The organism is Neobacillus sp. B24 (assembly GCF_055381825.1).
Map to the genome: position 1 here is coordinate 1,327,954 of NZ_AP035777.1, position 19,251 is coordinate 1,347,204.

The window sequence follows — 19,251 nt, forward strand, 5'->3', positions numbered from 1 at the left end:
AAACTTGAGTGTCCGCCATTTCAACAGCAAGAACGGTTTTTGATATAAAAGATTTAAATTTATGGTATGGGAACCATCATGCTCTAAAAAAGATTAATTTTCCAATCATAAAAAAAGAAGTGACAGCTATAATAGGTCCTTCGGGTTGTGGTAAATCGACTTTTATAAAAACGTTGAATTTGATGATTAATTATGTTCAAAATGTAAAAATGACAGGCGAAATTAATTTCGACAGACAAAATATTTTAAATGACAAATTGGACCTAGTTGAATTGCGAAAAAAGGTGGGCATGGTTTTCCAAAAAGGAAATCCGTTCCCTCAATCTATATATGATAATGTGGCGTATGGACCCAGAATTCATGGAACCAATAGAAAGCCGCATCTTGACGATATTGTCACTAAATCATTGATGGATGTAGCGTTGTGGGATGAAGTAAAAGATCGTTTAAATGCACCTGCTCTTGGTCTTTCCGGTGGGCAGCAGCAAAGGTTGTGTATTGCCAGAGCTCTTGCAACAAAGCCGGATGTCTTATTAATGGACGAGCCAACATCAGCGCTAGATCCTATCTCAACACTAAAAATTGAAGAATTGATCCTAACTCTAAAAGAGAAATATACAATTGTCATTGTTACGCATAATATGCAGCAAGCATCAAGGGTATCAGATAAAACAGCTTTCTTTTTAATGGGAGAACTAATTGAGCTTGATGAGACTTCAACGATTTTTTCAAACCCAGCAGATGAAAGAACGGAAGGTTATATTACGGGAAGATTTGGATAATAGGGGTGAAACAATATGAATACAAGATCAAATTTCGATAACAATTTAAAACAATTAAACGACCTGCTAATCGAGATGGCACGGAAATCAGAGACTGCAATAAAAGAAAGTATAAACACCCTCATTCATCAAGATTTGGAGAAGGCGAAGGAAATTATTCAAAATGATAACATCATTGATGAATTAGAACATGAAATAAACAATAAAGCAATTGTATTAACGGCCAAGGAGTCCCCTGTTGCTAGAGATCTTAGAAAAATTATCGTCGCGCTGAAAATATCTTCAGAAGTAGAACGAATTGCTGATAATGCGGTTAATATTGCAAAGTCCACCATACATATTGGCAGTGAAAAGCTAATAAAAGAAATTGTTGATATTCCCAAAATGATGAATCTGGCACTAGAAATGTTAAGTGATTCACTTTCAGCCTTCTTAAAAGAAGATGTGGACCTGGCAAAACAATGTGCTGCGAAGGATGACAAAGTGGATGAAATGTACGGAGTATTAGTTAAAGAACTTATGGGGTATATCCAGCAGAACCCAGAGAAAACGAATCAAATTACCCAGTTAGCTTTTGTGTGCAGGTATATCGAAAGGATTGCGGACCATTCGACTAACATTGCTGAGCATGTTATATACCTCGTGACGGGAAAACGCTATGATTTGAATGCATAATGAAAAAGGCTGTCGACCCTAACTAAAATAGGTGAGACAGCCTTTAAGTGGATATAATTGTGTTACATTCGGTTTTATTTCAGTTGATTTTCGGTTCTTCCAACTTATAGCCAATTCCACGTAATGTTTTAATATAAACAGGCTTTCTTGTGTTTTCTTCAATCTTGTCACGTAAATGGGAGATATGAACATCCACGATTCTTGAATCACCAGAAACATCATAATTCCAAACAGCATTAAGCAATTGATCGCGGGATTGTATCCTGTTTTTATTTTTGGCAAGATGAAGCAGGAGTTCAAATTCCTTTAAAGTTAGATCTAAAAGTGTATCTCGGAAGCTGGCTTCATATTTGTCGGGAAAGATGATTAATTCCCCAATTACAATTGAAGCATCTTCCATTTCTGTGTTAATTCCAGGTTCAGGTTGAGTATGGACCCTTCTAAGGATAGCTTTTACTCTAGCAACCACCTCTCTGGGACTAAAAGGCTTAACAATATAATCATCAGCTCCAAATTCAAGACCTAATATTTTGTCAAGCTCACTGTCCTTTGCTGTAAGCATGACGATTGGAGTATTGATTTTTTCTTGTCTAAGCCTCCTGCAAACTTCTAGTCCATCTAATTTTGGAAGCATTAAATCCAAGATGATTAGATCAAGTGTTTCAGTTTCTGCAATATTTTTTCCAACTTCCCCATCCATTGCTATGATGACCTCAAACCCTGCCTGCTCCAAGTTATATTGAAGCAAAGTAACGATTGAAGGTTCATCATCGACTACTAGTATTCTATGTTTCATATTCCCCTCCCCCAATACACATTACAATTTCAATTCTATTAAACAATCGTTAATGCTTTATTAAGTTAATGTAAAGAATTATTAATTTCGTGCTTAATTGCGGGAGGGGAGTCTATTTTGGAAAGGTAAATAAAACAAACCAAGACCTTTTACATAACATTTACGTCTATTTTAAATCTAATTAATATCTAATTAACAGCCAATTAACACTATTGATTTATAGTAATAACCGTAAGAACAAAAGCATTCTAAAAAACTATGAATCAATGGGAGGAATTTTTTCACATGAAACGTCTAAAACATCTTAGCCTGCTTACATTACTTTCGGCCTTAATGATCGTCATGGCCGCTTGTGGAGGCGGAACTTCAACTGAAAAATCAGAAGGTAATGCCAGCAAAGAAGCACCAAAGACGGAAGAAAAGAAAGAACTATCAGGTTCATTAGTCATCTCCGGTTCATCTGCCATGCAGCCATTGGTAGCTGCTGCAGCTGAAGAATTTATGGCAGAAAATCCGAACGTGGATATTCAAGTAAATGCAGGCGGTTCTGGTACAGGTTTATCACAGGTTGCAGAAGGTTCGGTTCAAATCGGAAACTCTGACGTTTTTGCTGAGGAAAAAGAAGGAATTCCTGCGGACGAGCTTGTTGACCACAAAGTGGCTGTCGTTGGTATGACAGCAGCAGTTAACCCAAAAGTGGGAATTAAAGATATTAAGAAAGATGATTTGATTAAAGTATTCACTGGTAAAATCACAAACTGGAAAGAGCTTGGTGGAGAAGATCAAAAAATCGTTTTAGTTAACCGTCCTGACTCTTCTGGTACAAGAGCTATTTTCAATAAATTTGCCTTGGATGGTGCTACACCAGCTGAAGGAATTACAGAAGATTCATCCAACACAGTTAAAAAGATCATTAGCGAAACTGACGGAGCGATTGGCTACCTGGCATTCTCCTATTTTACAGATGATACTGTAACACCATTAGCAATCGATGGCGTAGAAGCAACTGCAGAAAACGTTCAAACTGGTGATTTCCCTGTATGGGCATACCAGCATTCCTATACGAAGGGTGAGCCTACTGAGCTTGCAAAAGCATTCCTTGACTATTTAATGTCAGATGATATCCAAACAACTTTATTAAAAGAACAAGGATATCTTCCTGTAACAAAAATGAAAGTAGAACGTGATGTCGAAGGAAAACAATCTAATATCTAATTAAACTGAACTAAAATCCGCTTTCCAAAAATGGAAGGCGGATTTTTTGCTATATATGAACCAAAGTGGTAAAACAGAGAGGACAATTATGGCTGCTAATAATTCCATTTATTTAGCTATTGTGTGTCAAATTACACATCTGTTATGCTAATGCTGTGCTATCTTTTGTATATATAACTTTTGGAGGTAATAAAACAATGCAAACTACCTTGGAAAACCCGAAAAATACCAAAAGTGACAAACTGCCATTTTCAAGAACCAATCCATTTCAAGCGAAGGTTCTTACGAATATTAATTTGAATGGGGAAGGCTCCAGTAAGGAAACAAGACATATTGAATTATCATTAGAAGGTTCCGGTCTAACCTACAATCCGGGTGATGCACTTGGTATTGTTCCATCGAATGATCCTGAACTTGTAGCTTCCCTTCTTAAGGAAATGGGGTGGGAGGACCAAGCGATTGTAACAGTAGGAAAGCAGGGTGAAGCACTTTCACTAAAGGAAGCGCTAACAAACTACTGCGAAATCACTCTGTTGACGAAAAAGATTTTACAGCAGGCAGCGGCTTTCAGTGAAAATGAAGAGCTCCAAACGCTGGTACAGGTTGAAAATGCCGACCAACTAAAACAATATTGCAATGGCCGTGATTTACTTGATATGCTGCGTGATTTTGGTCCATGGAAAGCTTCTGCCCAGGATATTGTTTCCATGTTAAGAAAAATGACGCCGCGCCTTTATTCGATTGCCAGCAGCATTGCCGCCAATCCGAATGAAGTTCATCTAACCATCGGTGCTGTACGCTACACGGCGCACGGACGAGACCGCAAAGGCGTTTGCTCTGTTTTATGCGCTGAACGTGTTCAGGATGGTGATACACTTCCAGTCTTTGTGCAGGGTAATAAACACTTCCATTTACCTGAATCACAGGAGCAAGATATTATCATGGTTGGCCCTGGGACAGGCATTGCACCATTCCGTTCTTTTATTCAGGAACGTGCGGTGAATAAGGCGACTGGCCGTTCATGGTTATTCTTTGGTGACCAGCACGCAGCTACAGATTTCCTCTATCAAGCTGAGTTGGAAAAATATCTGCAAGATGGTGTGTTGACAAAACTTGATGCTGCCTTTTCCCGTGATAGTGATCAAAAGGTGTATGTGCAGCACAAAATGCTTGAACATGGTAAGGAATTATTTGACTGGTTACAAAATGGGGCTACTTTCTTCGTTTGCGGGGACAAAGAACATATGGCGAAGGACGTCCATGAAGCACTGATTAATGTAATCGAAAAAGAAGGTTCCATGTCTCGTGAGGAAGCTGAAGCATATCTGCAAAACATGCAGAAGCAAGGTCGTTATCAACGTGATGTATATTAAAATTAGAAGAAATCCTCTGTTCTGGAGGATTTCTTTTTATTTCCAGTGATTATCTATAAGAATTTATTTTTGAAAATTATGATAAAATTGAAAAAGGAAATCTTATAGAACAAAGGTGATTTAGATGAAGATCGTACCATCAAAAAAAACACAAAACATGGCGACAAGTATTTTTACCGAATTGGCTGATAAAAAACGTGAGGCAATGAAGAAGGGGATTGAGGTCATTGATTTAAGTGTCGGCAGTCCAGATATGCCGCCGCCGGCTATTGTGGTGGATACATTGGTCCAATATAGCAAAGATACAACAAAATATGGCTATACATTAAGAGGAATACATGAGTTCCATGAGGCAGTGGGGTATTTTTACAAACAGCGCTATGGAGTTGAACTTAATCCGACTAAGGAAGTATTGCAGCTGATGGGTTCACAGGATGGATTGTCACATTTGGCAACTGCCATGATTGAACAGGGTGATTATGTTCTTGTCCCGGATCCTGGCTACCCCATTTATGAACAAGGGGTCATGATTGCCGGCGGTTCTATTTATCCAATGCCGCTATTGGAGGAAAATAACTACCTGCCAAAATTGACCCAGATTCCACTGGAAGTTTTACATAAAACGAAAATGATGATTATCAGTTATCCGGGAAATCCGGTTACGGCTTTGGCAAGTAAAGAGTTTTTCGAGGAAGTAGTGGAATTCGCTAAGAAATATAAAATATTGGTTGTGCATGATTTTGCCTACTCAGAACTGATTTTTGATGATAACCCGCAAATTAGCTTTATGTCTGTTGAAGGGGCAAAAGAAGTAGGGATCGAATTCAATTCCTTGTCGAAAACCTTTAATATGGCTGGATGCCGGATTGGCTACGCTGTTGGCAACGAAGAAGCCTTAAAGATTTTGGCTTCGTTTAAGTCCAATATTGATTATGGGGTTTTTTATCCGATTCAAATGGCGGCGGTCTCCGCGCTTACTTCTGATTATAGTGTGCTTAGGGAACAATTAAAAGAATACCAGAGACGCAGAGATATTTTGATTGCCGGACTTGAGGAAGGCGGCTGGGAAGTAGCTAAGTCACCGGCCACAATGTTTGTTTGGGCAAAGATTCCTGCTGGATGGACATCAAGAAAATTTGCTTTTGAATTAATTGAAAAAGCAGGAGTGGCAGTGGTTCCTGGGGATGCCTTCGGAACACAAGGGGAAGGTTATGTCAGGATGGCACTTGTCCAATCCCCTGAAAAGTTGGCAAATGCAGCGAAACGGATTCAGAAATTTCTTCAAGAGCATAGCAAGTTGCAATATAAATAGTAATAGTCCAAAAGCCCTTTTCTTAGGAAAGGGCTTTTGGTGTTTTAAAGGAATAATCTATGAAATTCGACAATTATTAGTAGAAACGTCTGACGTTGAACTGTAATGCAAGAGAAATGTTGTCGATTTTTTGTAATATTTTTCAACATTAAATTACAATTACATTACAAATCCGACACATTCATTGTTTTTCGTTGAGTCGGCATATAAACTATAAATATATTAGACGAACGAAAAAATGCTAAGTTACAAGAGGAGTTTTGTAATGATGAAAAAATTTATTAAATATACCATATCGGCTGTCGTTCTTGCCAGTATGATTCAAGTAACAACACCTACATACGCTGAAAGAATTAAGAAAAGTGATATTGAAGCACAAAAGACTCAAGTAGAAGATGTTGAAACACAATTACAACAATTGGGCGACCGTATCTCCATTGCAATGGAGAAAGTTCAACAACTAAATCAACAAATTCAAACACAACAAGGCAAAATTGAAGAAGCAAAGGTTGAAATCGAGCAGGCCCAACAAGACTTGGATACGCACAAAGAGATTTATGCTGAACGATTAAAGAGCATCCAGGCGGAAGGGAAAACGTCCGTTGCTACTTATGCTGAATTTTTACTTTCATCTGGTGACCTTTCCCAGTTTTTAACTCGTTTCAGTGCAATCTCGTTGATTATTGAAAAAGATACTGACATGTTAAATAGTTTAAAAGAAAAGCAGCAAGTGTTAGAAGATGCAAAACAAAAATTACAAACAGAACTAGCAAACCTAAACATCAGTAAAGAACAAGTAGCTGCCGAACAAAAAAAGATTCAAGAAGATAAAGTAATAGCTGAAAGAATACTAGCTGAAAAGAAAGATGAACTACAAAACTTACAAACTGCATTTGCCCAACAAGAAGAGAAAGATCGTCAGGAGCAGTTAGCTCGAGAAGAGGCAGCGCGCCAAGCAGCAGCACAACGTGCAGCCGCCGCAGCTGCAGCCCGTCAGAGCTCAGCCCAGCAGCCAGCAGCTCAATCTTCAAGCCGTAGCTCAGCAGCAAGCTCAGCACCATCAATTGCAGTGAATGTACCAGCCTCTGCATCAGCAAGTAGTGTCATTTCTTATGCAAAACAATTCTTGGGCACTCCGTACGTTTGGGGTGGTACAACGCCATCTGGATTTGACTGTTCCGGATTTACATCCTATGTATTTAGAAATGCAGCAGGCATCAGTCTTCCAAGGGTATCACGTGATCAGCAAAGAACTGGAACCAGTGTTTCTTTAAGCCAAGTACAACCAGGAGATTTAGTCTTTAGAGGCAGCCCAGCTTACCACGTCGGCATTTACATTGGCGGAGGACAATACATCCATGCACCGCAAACAGGTGATGTTGTAAAAATATCTTCTTTCAATCCGGCTAAATTCACAAATGCAAGAAGAGTATTACCTTAATACAAATCATATGTTAAGTAGCCCTATCTTAGGATAGGGCTTTTGTGTTTTATAAAAACTGTTAATTATCCGAATAATCTATTTTACAAAATTATGGAAGTGTGTAATAATAAAGGAAATTTGCGAGGAGGGAAGTAAGTTTATGGAACCAGCTAATTGCCAATGTTAATTTTTCAAAAATTAATATGTATTTTGTAATGAGTATTCATTTTTCCTAAAGTTGATTAGGTTTATTTGGCATGCTCTTTATGGAATCAGGCAATGTGGATGGTAACTTACTTTACTGAAATCGGAATAATGATTAATTACTTGGCGAACGGGAAACGAGCATTTTTTGTGCCCTAATTTTTGCACAGGTAGATTATATTCATGACGAATTTTTAGACTGTAAGAAGAACCTATCTTCTTATGGTCTTTTTTATTATCAAAATTAAATAGTATTGGAAGTGCTGCTTTGCTCTGTCCATAAAGGCATGAACTATATTATGGATGAAAGAGGGTATTTGAAATGTTGGAAATGAAGTTAATAGGCGTGAAAAAGTTTATGGAGGCCACGCTCGTTGTTGAAAATATCAGTTTTGAAGCATATGAAGGAGATAAGGTCGGCATTGTCGGGGCAAATGGAAGCGGAAAGAGTACGATTCTGAAACTGATTGCCGGGGTCGAACAGATGCATTATTACCCGGGTTATCCGCAAACCTCTAGCTACGGGTATGATGAAGGACTAATCAATTTGCCGCGCGGGGCAACCAGGGCTTACCTTGAACAAACGCCGGTTTATCCTGAAGGCCTGAAAGTGATCGATGTATTAAACTTTGCTTTCGAAGAAGTAGATGACATCGAGAAACAAATGCGTGAATTGGAACTGCAAATGCAGAATCTTGAAGGGGAGCCGCTTGAAAAAGCGCTAAACAAGTACAGCAATCTACTTCCGTTATTTGAAGTAAAGGGTGGATATGAGCGGGAGGAAAAACTAAGCAAGGTTTGCACGGGACTCCGTTTTTCAGAAAGCTTTTTAAACAAAGAGTTTGATTTATTAAGCGGCGGAGAAAAAACGACGGTCGTTCTAGGGAAACTGTTAATTCATAATCCGGACATTTTGCTGCTCGATGAGCCGACAAACCATCTGGATATGGAAGCGATTGAATGGCTGGAAGGTTATCTAAAGACCTATAAAGGGATTATCATTATTGTCTCCCATGACCGTTATTTTCTGGATAATGTTGTCAATAAAATTGTTGAAATTGAGGACATGAGATCCATCGCTTACAAAGGCAACTATTCTTCCTTTGTAAACCAAAAAGAAGAAAATATGCGGATTCAGTTTGAGCATTTTCGTGAGCAGCAAAAGAAAATTAACTCGATGGAACAGACAGTGAAAGATCTGCGTGACTGGGCACTGCGCGGCGGCAATGACAAGTTTTTTAGAAGAGCAGCAAGTATTCAGAAGCGCCTGAATAAATTGGATCGAATTGATAAGCCCATTTTTGAGAGACGGAATATGAGACTTGATCTCAAAGCAGCAGAGCGATCCGGGAACGAGACGATTAAGGCTGGCGGACTCACGAAAAGCTATGGAGACAAGGTGATTTTCAAAAACAGTAATGTCCTCATAGAGTATGGCGAAAGGGTTGGACTCATCGGGCCAAATGGCAGCGGTAAAACGACTTTCTTAAAAATGCTGTTAGGGGAAGAGGAGCCAGATGCTGGTGTCGTGGAACTGGGTGCGAATGTGATGGCTGCGTATTTACCGCAGAAGATTACATTTAACGATGAAGAACTTACAGTGCTGGAAGCGTTCCGGGAGAATATTTCAATTCTGGAGGGCAAAGCTCGTGAATACTTGTCCAAATTCATGTTTTATAAAAACAGCGTCTTCAAAAAGGTAAAGCATTTATCTGGCGGCGAGCGAATCAGGCTGAAGCTTGGCATGCTCTTGTATCAGGATATTAATTTATTGATCCTTGATGAGCCGACAAACCACCTGGATATCGATTCAATTGAAACGCTGGAGGAAGCACTTGAGGACTTTAAAGGGACCATTTTCTTTATCTCGCATGACCGCTATTTTATCAATAAAATCGGCAAACGGGTGGTTGCCCTCGAGGACTATAATCTAAAAAGCTATCTTGGAAATTACGATTATTATAGGAGTGAAAAGGCGAAGTTGATCCGGCAGGAGGAACCACAGAAAAAGCCAGTTGAAAAAGTGGAAAAGAAGCAAAAAGCAAAGGGTCCTGCCATGAAGCTGGAAGCTGTAGAAGCCAAAGTGCTGGCAAAAATACAAAATCTCGAAAATGAAATAAGCGAGCTCGATCACGCCATGGCTGACGGTCAACTAGACTATGAGGAGCTAAATAGGCTGTACCAAAGGAAACAAATAGTAAGCATAGAGCTGGAAGAAGTATTGGAAACGTGGTTGGATATTAGTTAGGAAGCGGGGGTGGATTACTGCTTCAATGTGACAAGAAGGAAGCAGGAACATAACCCTGCTTCTTGTATTTTATAATTAGAAAAAATTTTTTTGTTTTAGTTAAATTCTCTTCCAGATTTTTATAGGTTCATAAGGGGTCCGTACTTTTCGGTTGGGGGATCAGCTTAAGCACCTGAGTTGATAATAGACGGAGAGATCAAACATGATCTACTGGTCACTGCCAGGGATGAAAATTGATTTGATGCACAGCCACTAAAGAACTATATTTTCCTTTTTTTGTCTAAACTGACTATTAACAGATCAAAGGCCGTCGGAATATTGGTGTTTTTAACCCGAGGAGAAATCCGGCCTATTGCACGTACGAGTACCGCCGATTGTTGCCTCGAGCACGTGTATAAAACTACCTTACTTAAAAAGTGCATGATCTGTTAGTCTATTAATGAAAAGAGGAATCCTCATGGATGCTATTCGGAAATGTTGTGCTGGTTTGGATGTTCATCAAGAATCAATTACTGCTTGTATTTTGGACAGTCCATTAGATCGAAAACCTAAGCCGCTAATCAAAAGTTTTGGAACAACAACTCGAGAGTTACTTCAACTGCAAGATTGGTTAGCTGAACACAACTGTACGGAAGTAGCTATGGAAAGTACCGGTGTTTATTGGAAATCGGTATGGAACATCCTTGAATCGTCTTGTAAACTTACGCTTGCCAATCCTGCTCATATTAAAAACATGCCAGGGCGCAAGACTGATGTAAAGGATGCTCAATGGATTGCTCAACTGCATCGATGTGGTCTCATTCAAGCCAGCATGGTTCCCGCCCAGGATATTCGAGATCTACGAGACCGAACTCGCTATCGCCAAAAACTAGTACATATGATTGCATCAGAGAAGAATCGTATTCATAAGTTATTACAAGATGCCAACATCAAACTAACCACGTTCGTTTCTGATTTGTTTGGAGTTTCCGGACGGACCCTTCTAGAAAAACTTATGGACGGCGAAGTGTTAGATGAAGAACAAGTGAGAGGCTTGGTTAAAACAAAACTTAAGAAAAAGGTACCTCAACTAGTAGATGCTTTAAATGGAAAGGTACGACTGCATCATCGTGAAATGATACGTATGCACATGGACACCGTAAAGTTTTTGGAAAAAAAGGTAGAAGAGCTTGAGCAATCCATTCAAGAACTACTGAAACCATATGAAAAAGAAGTTGAACTCCTGGAGACGATTCCTGGGATTAAAACTGATGCCGCGGCGAGCATCATTGCAGAAATTGGAACCAAAATGGATCTTTTCCAAACAGAAGCTCATTTGGCTTCATGGGCTGGAATATGTCCAGGAAATAACGAAAGTGCAGGTGTTAAAAAAAAATCCAAATCCCGTAAAGGGAACAAGCATTTAAAGGCTATGCTTTGTCAATCCGTATGGGCTATAAATGCAAAAAAAGATTGTAGAATCACATCTTTCTTTCATCGAGTGAAGAGACGACAAGGGGACAAAAAAGCAGTTATGGCAACTGCTCATCTCTACCTAAAAATCATTTACTTCGTCTTATCAGATAAAGTAGAGTACAGGGAATTAGGCACTCATTATTTACCGAATAAAAAAGAAAGAACCCTAGGTCAATTAAAAAAACAAATAGAAAAAATGGGTTATGCGATACAGCTACAGCAAATACAAGCCGGTTAGTCGCATATAACCCATTTTTAAAAAACACGATCCCGGACCTTAAGAGGCCTTTTTTTGCTTTTTTGGGTGCACCAGCCATCAATTTTCGTATAAATTCCGCTTAATTAGTAATTAGTATTAAAAAAGGCTTAAACAGACGGAAAGATTCCGCCTATTGACTCGGAAAATTTGAAAATGGGGGTTTTTGCTTTGCATAATCGGAAAACCTTCCCTTATTTACCCTTAAAAGAGCCCGATTTTGCATTTAACCGAAAAATCGAGACCGTCGATTAACTCACGACAAACACCTTTTTCACATACTTTTCTAAATTCTATTATTTTATTATCATCCACTCCATATATACGATAAAATTAAGATATATCTTATGTATGGAGTGATTGTGATGGCGCACATTCAATATAAAACATTTGGCCAGTTAACCTTATCAGATTATGAAGTCTTCGCTTCAGTTCCTCCCCATCCTTTCTGGAGCCGAGTGGAACAAGTGGTTGACTTTTCCTTTGCAGATGAACTCTGTGCGCCCTTATATTCCTCAAATGGGCAACGTCCTTTTGCCCCTTCATTAAAATTAAAGATTCATTTTGCTCAACGCTATCACAATTACTCTGATCGTGAAATGGAAGAGGCCATCCTTTATCGTATGGATTTAAAACGTTTTTTCGGAGTACCTGTAGCTTTTAACGGATTCGATCATAGTACCTTGGGGCTCGACCGAGACCGCATGGGTTCTGACCTTTTTGATGCGTGCCATCATCATATTCTTTCCCAGGCTGTGGCGAAAGGGCTATGGGGGAAAGAAGATGACCGTTGGCTTATCGATTCTTTTCATACCTACGCCAACATTGCCAAGGTGGGGGCATACCGTTTAATCCAGCAAGGGATCCTTCAACTTATCCAACACATCAAACGTACATATCCGAAGTTATATACCCATCTTTTACAGGACTGTCCCCTCAAAAGCTTCCTGAAACGGCTATCAGATCGAACAACTGAAAAGGATCGATTGGTATTATTTAGCCGCCTGGCGGTGGAAGCCTACAGCCTATTACATTGGCTAGAAAGTGAAAGGGTACACCCCTTATTTTGGACATGGAAAAAAGCGGAGCAGCAGCTTCGTTGTTTGGAGCTTCAAGCGACCCTCTATCAAATTTTACAAGAGAACACGAAACCGATGGTTTCAAATAAACCTGAAGGTACTGGACAGGAACCACTCCACTACCAAGAATTATCGAAAAAAGAAAAACCACAAGACCGTATCCGAAGTGCCTATGATCCAGAAATCCGGAGTGGACACAAAACGAAATCAAAGAAGTTTACCGGAGATAAAATCCAAGTCTTGGAGTCAAGGGAGCACGGATTAATCTTAAATGCGGAACCCATTCCAGGCAACGAATGGGATGGGGACCGTCTTGTCCCGATGGTGGAGGAAATGATTAATCGCCATGGTGTGGCACCGAAACATGTCATCGGTGACACGGCTTATGGTACAGGTGAAAATCGCCAGAAAATAACAGAGATGCAGATCTTACTGAGCGCCCCCATACAAAGAAGTACAAATCCAACGGGATTGTTGGAAAACGATTGGTTTGTCTATGACACTGAATTGGATGAAGTCACTTGTCCGCTGGGGAACTCGACTTCTAAAAAAGTACGAAATAACAAGGCGCAAGGGTATCAATTTAAATTCGGAGAAACGTGTAAAGCCTGCCCGTTGTTTGAACAATGTACGACGAATAAAGACGGCCGGTCTATCTTTATCAGTGATTATTATGAACTCATGGAACAAGCGAAGTCCTTTAACCAAACCGAAGCTGGAAAGCATGCATTAAGGGCCAGGTATGATGTGGAAAGGACGAATCATGAAGCTGCCAACCATCATGGACTCAGGAAGCCAAGAACACGAGGAAGGGAACCATTAAGGATTGCGTCCAAATTGACGGCCATGGTCATCAATTTAAAAATTATGGTAAAGAAATTAGCCGAACCCATCAAGCCCTTTTACCGTTACAAAAAATGCGAAAATCGGGTGATGGCCCCCGTCTGCCCAAATTGGGGAAATTAGGAAAAACAGAAGGCCTTGGAACGCGAAAAGACCAAAAAAATCATGAAAGATTGTGAAAAAACTCAATAAAATTCACAAAGTATGTGAAATAGGGCTTAGAAGGCGACTAAACTACAACTTAATCGACGGTCTCAAATCTCCGGTTATTTTACTTCCTTTATTTTAATAGAATCGGGGGTTTCGCACCTTTTCAAGTTGCGAATACGCAAAGATACTTTTACACTAAAGTTAAGAACTAAATGAAAATAGGTGAGATACGTGGCTAAGTCGATAGTAGAAAAATTAAACTTACATAAATATAAAAAAGTGGCGATAATAGAGTTGCCGGATGGTACTGATTACTTCTCGGAGCTGGAGGATTATGATAACGAAATAACTAATCCCCAGTACGATTTAATCTTCGCCTTTGTATTAGATATGGACTCATTAAAAACACTCGTTCATAAGATTATAGAAAAAGATTACCTTAATAAAAATGGCTACCTCTACTTGGCCTATCCGAAAAAGGGGAACAAGGTCTATCCGACTTTTATCCATCGGGATGAAATATTAAGCGGAATGGGTGCAGATGTGGATGGTTACGTCGGGAAGAGTTCTATTAAATTTGCCCGGATGGTAGGGTTAGACGATGTGTTTACAGTGGTAGGCTTGAAAGAAGAGGCGAAAGGCAAGGTAACTAATAAATCAAGTCAAAGAGTGGACGACTATGAAATGATGATACCGGATATCGAAAAAGATTTACAGGATGCACCGGAATTGCTGGCATTCTACCAATCGCTGACCCCAGGGTATCGCAAGGATTGGGCACGATATGTCTATAGTGCAAAACAGGAAGCCACGGTGGCCAAACACCGCGAAGAAATGAAAGCCATTTTAGGAGCAGGCTTCAAAACAAGGGACCTCTATCTAAGAACGAAAAGATGAAAACCTAAAAGAACTACCAGGGCTGGCACTAGATAGAGTCAGCCCTAGTTTTATTTAGAACTTGGCCATTGTAATTTCTCAAGTTTAGAAAGCTTTATTTTGCCTCCTAATATAATGGATACGAGAATAGAAGCAAGTGAAAGAACAACAATCATCGTCACGACCCCGACCCAGCCAAAATGTCCATAGAAAGCGCCGCTTGCAGTACCGCCAATGCTTGAACCGGCATAGTAGAAAAATAAGTATAAGGCCGAGGCTTGCGCTTTATCGTGAGTAGCAGCCTTCCCCACCCAGCCGCTGGCAATCGAGTGAGCGGCAAAAAAGCCGTAAGTAAAGACTGCAATTCCTAGAATCTTAAAAACTAGATTTGAATTTAGAGTCATACAGGCGCCAATTAACAGAATAGACAATGAGAACAGGAGTATTTTTCTTTTTCCGTATTGATCGGCGAGCATCCCCATCCATGTTGAACTAAACGTTCCCACAATATAGACGATAAAGATAAATCCAACCAATGTTTGGCTCAGAGAATAAGGCGGCTGTATCAACTGAAACCCAATATAATTGTATAGTGAGACAAAGCTGCCCATCAGTAGAAATCCGATGATAAATAGGTAAAGCAGTCCTGGTTCCTTAAATTGACTGAACAGAGAACCGGTCAGTTTCTTTAAAGTGAATTTTTGCGGACTGAAATGTGTGGAGGGAGGCAATATTAACAAAAAGATGACACTTGCCAATAAACTAATGATGCCAATCCCCAATAAAGCGATATGCCAGCTAAAATAGTCTGTTAAAATGCCGCTGATAATCCGGCCGGCCATCCCGCCAACTGAATTTCCGCTGATGTACAATCCCATTGCCATTCCTAAGCTTTTTGGTTCAATTTCTTCCCCTAAATAGGCCATCGCCACTGCCGGAAGGCCCGCCAAAGCAATTCCTTGTAAAACCCGCGACAGTATCAATAAATGGAAATTTGGCGTGAATGCGGTTAGTATCGATAGAATCGAAGATACAAACAAGGAAAACGCCATCACCGGTTTCCGGCCAAATACCTCCGATAATGTCCCAAATATTAATAAACTAATAGACAGCGCGATGGTTGTCGATGACAAACTTAAGCTTGAAACCGCTGGGGTAACATGGAATTCCTTTGCAAGGTCGGGGAGCAGCGGCTGCGTTCCCCAAAGGATGGCAAAGGTACAAAACCCACCTGCAAATAAAGCCAAGTTTACCATTTTGAATTTGTGCGTCCCTCGCTGAACATAACTCATATAAATGCCCCTTTAATTTAAAAAAACTTCCGTTCTTTAAGACTTTTTATCATGTTATACCATTTGACTCCACCATGCTGGGATTCTGGTATTCCATGGTTGGTGTCCCAAGAAATGTAATTCACTGCTTTATTCAACTAAATTATTGATCCTAATAAATTATGATACTCCTCTTTTTTGATTACTTCTATTTTAAAAACCTATGAATGAAATGGTAAAATTGACTAATGATTCGTAGAAGGGAGAATAGAAAGTGAATAGTATCCAAAATATTTATTGTGTAGGACGAAATTACGCTGCTCATGCTGCCGAATTAAACAACAAGGTACCGACTTCCCCATTCTTATTTTCCAAGCCGACCCACGCCCTGGTGGAAGCTAAGGGTCAGGAAATTGCTTTGCCGGGAAAACAAGGTCCGATTCATTTTGAAACGGAATTAGTGATAAGAATTGGAAAACAGTACGAAAAAGGTATAAAGGTAGACGAGATTGTTGACAGTAAGGCAATTGGTATAGATTTCACGTTGCGAGAGGTGCAAAGCGAGCTTAAGAAAAAAGGCTATCCATGGCTGCTTGCCAAAGGGTTCCCAAATTCTGCGGTTGTTAGTAAATTTATTCCATTTCCTGGTGTGGAAGAGCTTATGAAAAAAAACTTTTCTCTTAGTAAAAACGGGGAGCAAGTCCAGTCGGGGAATATTTCGAATATGATCTTTGACTTGCAGACTATCATTGATTTTTCGGCAGAACATTTTGGACTGGGTGAGGGAGATATCATTTTTACCGGTACCCCCGAAGGTGTTGGAGAGGTGATGGATGGTGACCAGTTGTCATTGCTGTGGAATCAAACTGTGCTTGGAGAATGTATGATTAGATTAATCAAGTAGAAATCAGGGACGGTGCTCATTCTGAAGCGCGAATCCGTCCCCTTTTCTTTAATCCTTAATAATCAAACCCATTAAAGCCGCAAATTGAATTGCCTGGTAGGAGGAAACTTTACAGCCTCTTAATTGTTCTATTGATATGGTAATCTGTTCGAAATTGGAGGTGCTGATATCGATCCCTTTTAACGATGTTCCTTCAAAATTGGCCCCGTCGAGATTACAGGTTTTAAATTCAACACTCTTCAGTTTGCATTCAAAAAAATCGGTGCTTTTTAACGAGACATCGTGGAATAACACCTTTTCCAGTTTCGATTCCCCGAACGCCGTCAAGTTTAATACGGAATTCTCAATCAGCACATTGCCGAATCGGGACTCTGTGAAATCTGTCCCTACCAATTTGCAGTTTTTAAAAATAACTCGGTGAATCGAAGACTTGGCTAAATTGGCATTCGACAAGTCGCAGTTTTCAAAGGAGACATCCGTTATATCAATATGTTGGAAATCGGTATGATTGAACCGGGAGTTCTTGATAACCATATTGGACAGACGGGCACGGGCAACGGTTTCATTTTCAAACACATTGTCAGTAACCTGGCACATTTCCAGTTCTGGGTCTTCTTCATAGAAAATGTCAATGAAATTTTTAATAGGTAAATTATCCGAAATACGAGGAAGATCTAGTTTCATATATGAACCTCTTTCTAAATTAAACTAGAAACAGTATAAATTAAAAAACACCACAAGGAAATTTTCTTGAGGTGTTTTTTATGAAAAAATTATTTTTCAAACTCTAAATGCTGGTAGCCCTTCTGGGTGGCAAACACTTCATACCATTGATATTTCGGTTCTTTGAACCATTCGTACTTCGGTAGATATACTAGATACCGGATATTGCCTTCACAATCTAGCATAGTTTTGAAGATTGTCACTTTGCCAAATCCGAAGGTACGATCTAAATATCCATCCAAGCCATCCCTGACAATTTGGCTTTTCTCCGCCTCTTCCTGCTTGTATAATTCGAACAATCCGCCTACAAACATACTCAACAGGACAAGAGCTGCAGCGATTAAGACAAAAACTAAAATCTGTAACAAAACCATAACCTCCATCAAATTTTTTTGTGAAAAATATGTAATCCATTATTGCACCACTATATCTGGGTCCCTAAATACCGATCACAAACCGGAAATTAGCCTCAGCCCCTCTTCTTTTGATAGAATCAATATGATTTTACTTATGAGAAAGATGTGTAGGTGTGATTCAGATAACAGGTTTTATGTAAAAATAAGAACAATTTATGAATTATTGGAAGGAGCAAGGAGAATGTCTGATAAAAAAATCCGTAAAATCCAAAAGCTCGGTTTTCAGTGGGAAACAGAAGATCCGTTTCTTTTTACCGTACATCATCAAGATGATTATCCGTCTGGAAACGATGAACAAGGTCCTAATACATCATTAGCAGGAAGAAATCTGGGAGAGGACTTTACCATAAAAGATGGGTTTAGAATGTATCATGGAAAAACCGTCCCAGGCTTTCCGGCACACCCGCATAAAGGATTTGAAACCGTTACGATTGTGCTCGAAGGGTTCGTGGATCATTTTGATTCAACAGGGGCAAAAGGACGTTACGGGAATGGGGATGTGCAATGGCTGACAACCGGAAAGGGCTGCCTTCATTCCGAAATGTTTCCGCTGGTACATAAGGAAAAAAGGAATCCACTTCACCTTTTTCAAATCTGGCTTAATCTTGCAGCCAAGGACAAGAGTGCAAATCCGGAATATAAAATGCTGTGGGCAGAGGACATTCCTGTTATTGAAACACTAGATGCCAACGGCAAGAAAACGGTTATCAGGCTGATTGCCGGGAAAACGCAAGGAAAAGCCAGTTTGGAGCCGACGAATGCTTCCTGGGCAAAGGATCCAAACCATCATGTAGGGATTTATCTGTTGCATCTTGAACAGGGGGCGTCATTTACTTTGCCTGCAGTGTCAGGAACCATGAATAGAAATTTGTATTTTTACGAAGGTGAGTCCATCGCTCTAGATGGGACAACCATCCAAGTCTCCCATCGTGTCAAACTAGCAGGAGACCAAGAAATTGAAATCACCAATGGCAGTAAAGATGCCTATCTTTTGGTTCTTGAAGGTGAGCCGATTGGGGAAAGTGTCGCACAATACGGCCCATTCGTCATGAACTCTCAGCAAGAGCTCCAGGAAGCCTTTAGCGAATACCGCAGAAACCAATTCGGAGGCTGGCCTTGGGGATCTTACGATGTTGTAAACGACCGTGAAACAGGCCGATTTGCTCAGCACGGAAACGGAACGGTTGAAAAAAAGTAATGGGGCTTATGGACGGTTCTTTGCCTTTAAAGGGGACCAGTAGAACCGTCCC

At 40.0% G+C, this 19,251-nt stretch carries 15 protein-coding genes and 1 pseudogene; 12 read left to right on the top strand and 4 right to left on the bottom strand.

The window, feature by feature from the left end; genetic code table 11:
• The first annotated feature begins 8 nt into the window (after positions 1 to 8).
• Positions 9 to 782 carry a phosphate ABC transporter ATP-binding protein PstB gene (pstB, locus tag ACZ43M_RS06550; protein ID WP_464506607.1) on the top strand — a complete coding sequence of 258 codons (774 nt, stop codon included), beginning with the start codon at positions 9 to 11 and terminating at the stop codon, positions 780 to 782.
• 15 nt (positions 783 to 797) lie between these two features.
• Positions 798 to 1,457 carry a phosphate signaling complex protein PhoU gene (phoU, locus tag ACZ43M_RS06555; RefSeq protein ID WP_464506608.1) on the top strand — a complete coding sequence of 220 codons (660 nt, stop codon included), beginning with the start codon at positions 798 to 800 and terminating at the stop codon, positions 1,455 to 1,457.
• 79 nt (positions 1,458 to 1,536) lie between these two features.
• Here phoU and ACZ43M_RS06560 read toward each other — a convergent pair whose 3' ends face one another.
• Positions 1,537 to 2,253 (bottom strand): response regulator, encoded by a 717-nt coding sequence (locus ACZ43M_RS06560; RefSeq protein WP_464506609.1) that lies wholly within the window; start codon positions 2,251 to 2,253, stop codon positions 1,537 to 1,539.
• 285 nt (positions 2,254 to 2,538) lie between these two features.
• On the opposite strand from ACZ43M_RS06560, the gene ACZ43M_RS06565 reads away from it, so the two are divergent.
• The 8 genes and pseudogenes from ACZ43M_RS06565 (at position 2,539) to ACZ43M_RS06600 (ending at position 14,708) form a co-directional block, all read left to right on the top strand.
• The gene (locus tag ACZ43M_RS06565) at positions 2,539 to 3,468 is read left to right on the top strand and encodes a phosphate ABC transporter substrate-binding protein (protein ID WP_464506610.1); all 930 of its coding nucleotides are present in this window, start codon (positions 2,539 to 2,541) and stop codon (positions 3,466 to 3,468) included.
• A gap of 185 nt (positions 3,469 to 3,653) precedes the next feature.
• A pseudogene (locus ACZ43M_RS06570) lies at positions 3,654 to 4,841 on the top strand (sulfite reductase subunit alpha); the annotation flags it as partial.
• Between the two features lie 124 nt (positions 4,842 to 4,965).
• Positions 4,966 to 6,153 carry an LL-diaminopimelate aminotransferase gene (locus ACZ43M_RS06575; protein WP_464506611.1) on the top strand — a complete coding sequence of 396 codons (1,188 nt, stop codon included), beginning with the start codon at positions 4,966 to 4,968 and terminating at the stop codon, positions 6,151 to 6,153.
• Between the two features lie 265 nt (positions 6,154 to 6,418).
• Entirely contained in the window at positions 6,419 to 7,594 is a 1,176-nt protein-coding gene (locus tag ACZ43M_RS06580; protein WP_464506612.1) for a C40 family peptidase, read from the top strand.
• 508 nt (positions 7,595 to 8,102) lie between these two features.
• The gene (gene abc-f, locus ACZ43M_RS06585) at positions 8,103 to 10,028 is read left to right on the top strand and encodes a ribosomal protection-like ABC-F family protein (RefSeq protein ID WP_464506613.1); all 1,926 of its coding nucleotides are present in this window, start codon (positions 8,103 to 8,105) and stop codon (positions 10,026 to 10,028) included.
• A 457-nt stretch (positions 10,029 to 10,485) separates the two neighbouring features.
• Positions 10,486 to 11,721 carry an IS110 family RNA-guided transposase gene (locus tag ACZ43M_RS06590; protein ID WP_464506614.1) on the top strand — a complete coding sequence of 412 codons (1,236 nt, stop codon included), beginning with the start codon at positions 10,486 to 10,488 and terminating at the stop codon, positions 11,719 to 11,721.
• A 383-nt stretch (positions 11,722 to 12,104) separates the two neighbouring features.
• Positions 12,105 to 13,784 carry a transposase gene (locus tag ACZ43M_RS06595; protein WP_464506615.1) on the top strand — a complete coding sequence of 560 codons (1,680 nt, stop codon included), beginning with the start codon at positions 12,105 to 12,107 and terminating at the stop codon, positions 13,782 to 13,784.
• Positions 13,785 to 14,042: 258 nt separating this feature from the next.
• Positions 14,043 to 14,708: a YdeI/OmpD-associated family protein gene (locus ACZ43M_RS06600; RefSeq protein ID WP_464506616.1), complete on the top strand. Its 666-nt coding sequence runs from the start codon at positions 14,043 to 14,045 to the stop codon at positions 14,706 to 14,708.
• Between the two features lie 50 nt (positions 14,709 to 14,758).
• Here ACZ43M_RS06600 and ACZ43M_RS06605 read toward each other — a convergent pair whose 3' ends face one another.
• Complete coding sequence (locus ACZ43M_RS06605; protein ID WP_464506617.1) at positions 14,759 to 15,979, bottom strand: MFS transporter; 1,221 nt, start codon at positions 15,977 to 15,979, stop codon at positions 14,759 to 14,761.
• Positions 15,980 to 16,232: 253 nt separating this feature from the next.
• Here ACZ43M_RS06605 and ACZ43M_RS06610 point away from each other — a divergent pair, with 253 nt between their 5' ends.
• Positions 16,233 to 16,862 carry a fumarylacetoacetate hydrolase family protein gene (locus tag ACZ43M_RS06610; protein ID WP_464506618.1) on the top strand — a complete coding sequence of 210 codons (630 nt, stop codon included), beginning with the start codon at positions 16,233 to 16,235 and terminating at the stop codon, positions 16,860 to 16,862.
• Positions 16,863 to 16,910: 48 nt separating this feature from the next.
• On the opposite strand, the gene ACZ43M_RS06615 is transcribed toward ACZ43M_RS06610, so the two are convergent.
• Positions 16,911 to 17,546 (bottom strand): pentapeptide repeat-containing protein, encoded by a 636-nt coding sequence (locus ACZ43M_RS06615; protein WP_464506619.1) that lies wholly within the window; start codon positions 17,544 to 17,546, stop codon positions 16,911 to 16,913.
• Positions 17,547 to 17,635: 89 nt separating this feature from the next.
• Positions 17,636 to 17,953 (bottom strand): hypothetical protein, encoded by a 318-nt coding sequence (locus ACZ43M_RS06620; protein WP_464506620.1) that lies wholly within the window; start codon positions 17,951 to 17,953, stop codon positions 17,636 to 17,638.
• Between the two features lie 229 nt (positions 17,954 to 18,182).
• Here ACZ43M_RS06620 and ACZ43M_RS06625 point away from each other — a divergent pair, with 229 nt between their 5' ends.
• Positions 18,183 to 19,199 carry a pirin family protein gene (locus ACZ43M_RS06625; RefSeq protein WP_464506621.1) on the top strand — a complete coding sequence of 339 codons (1,017 nt, stop codon included), beginning with the start codon at positions 18,183 to 18,185 and terminating at the stop codon, positions 19,197 to 19,199.
• Positions 19,200 to 19,251: the final 52 nt, after the last annotated feature.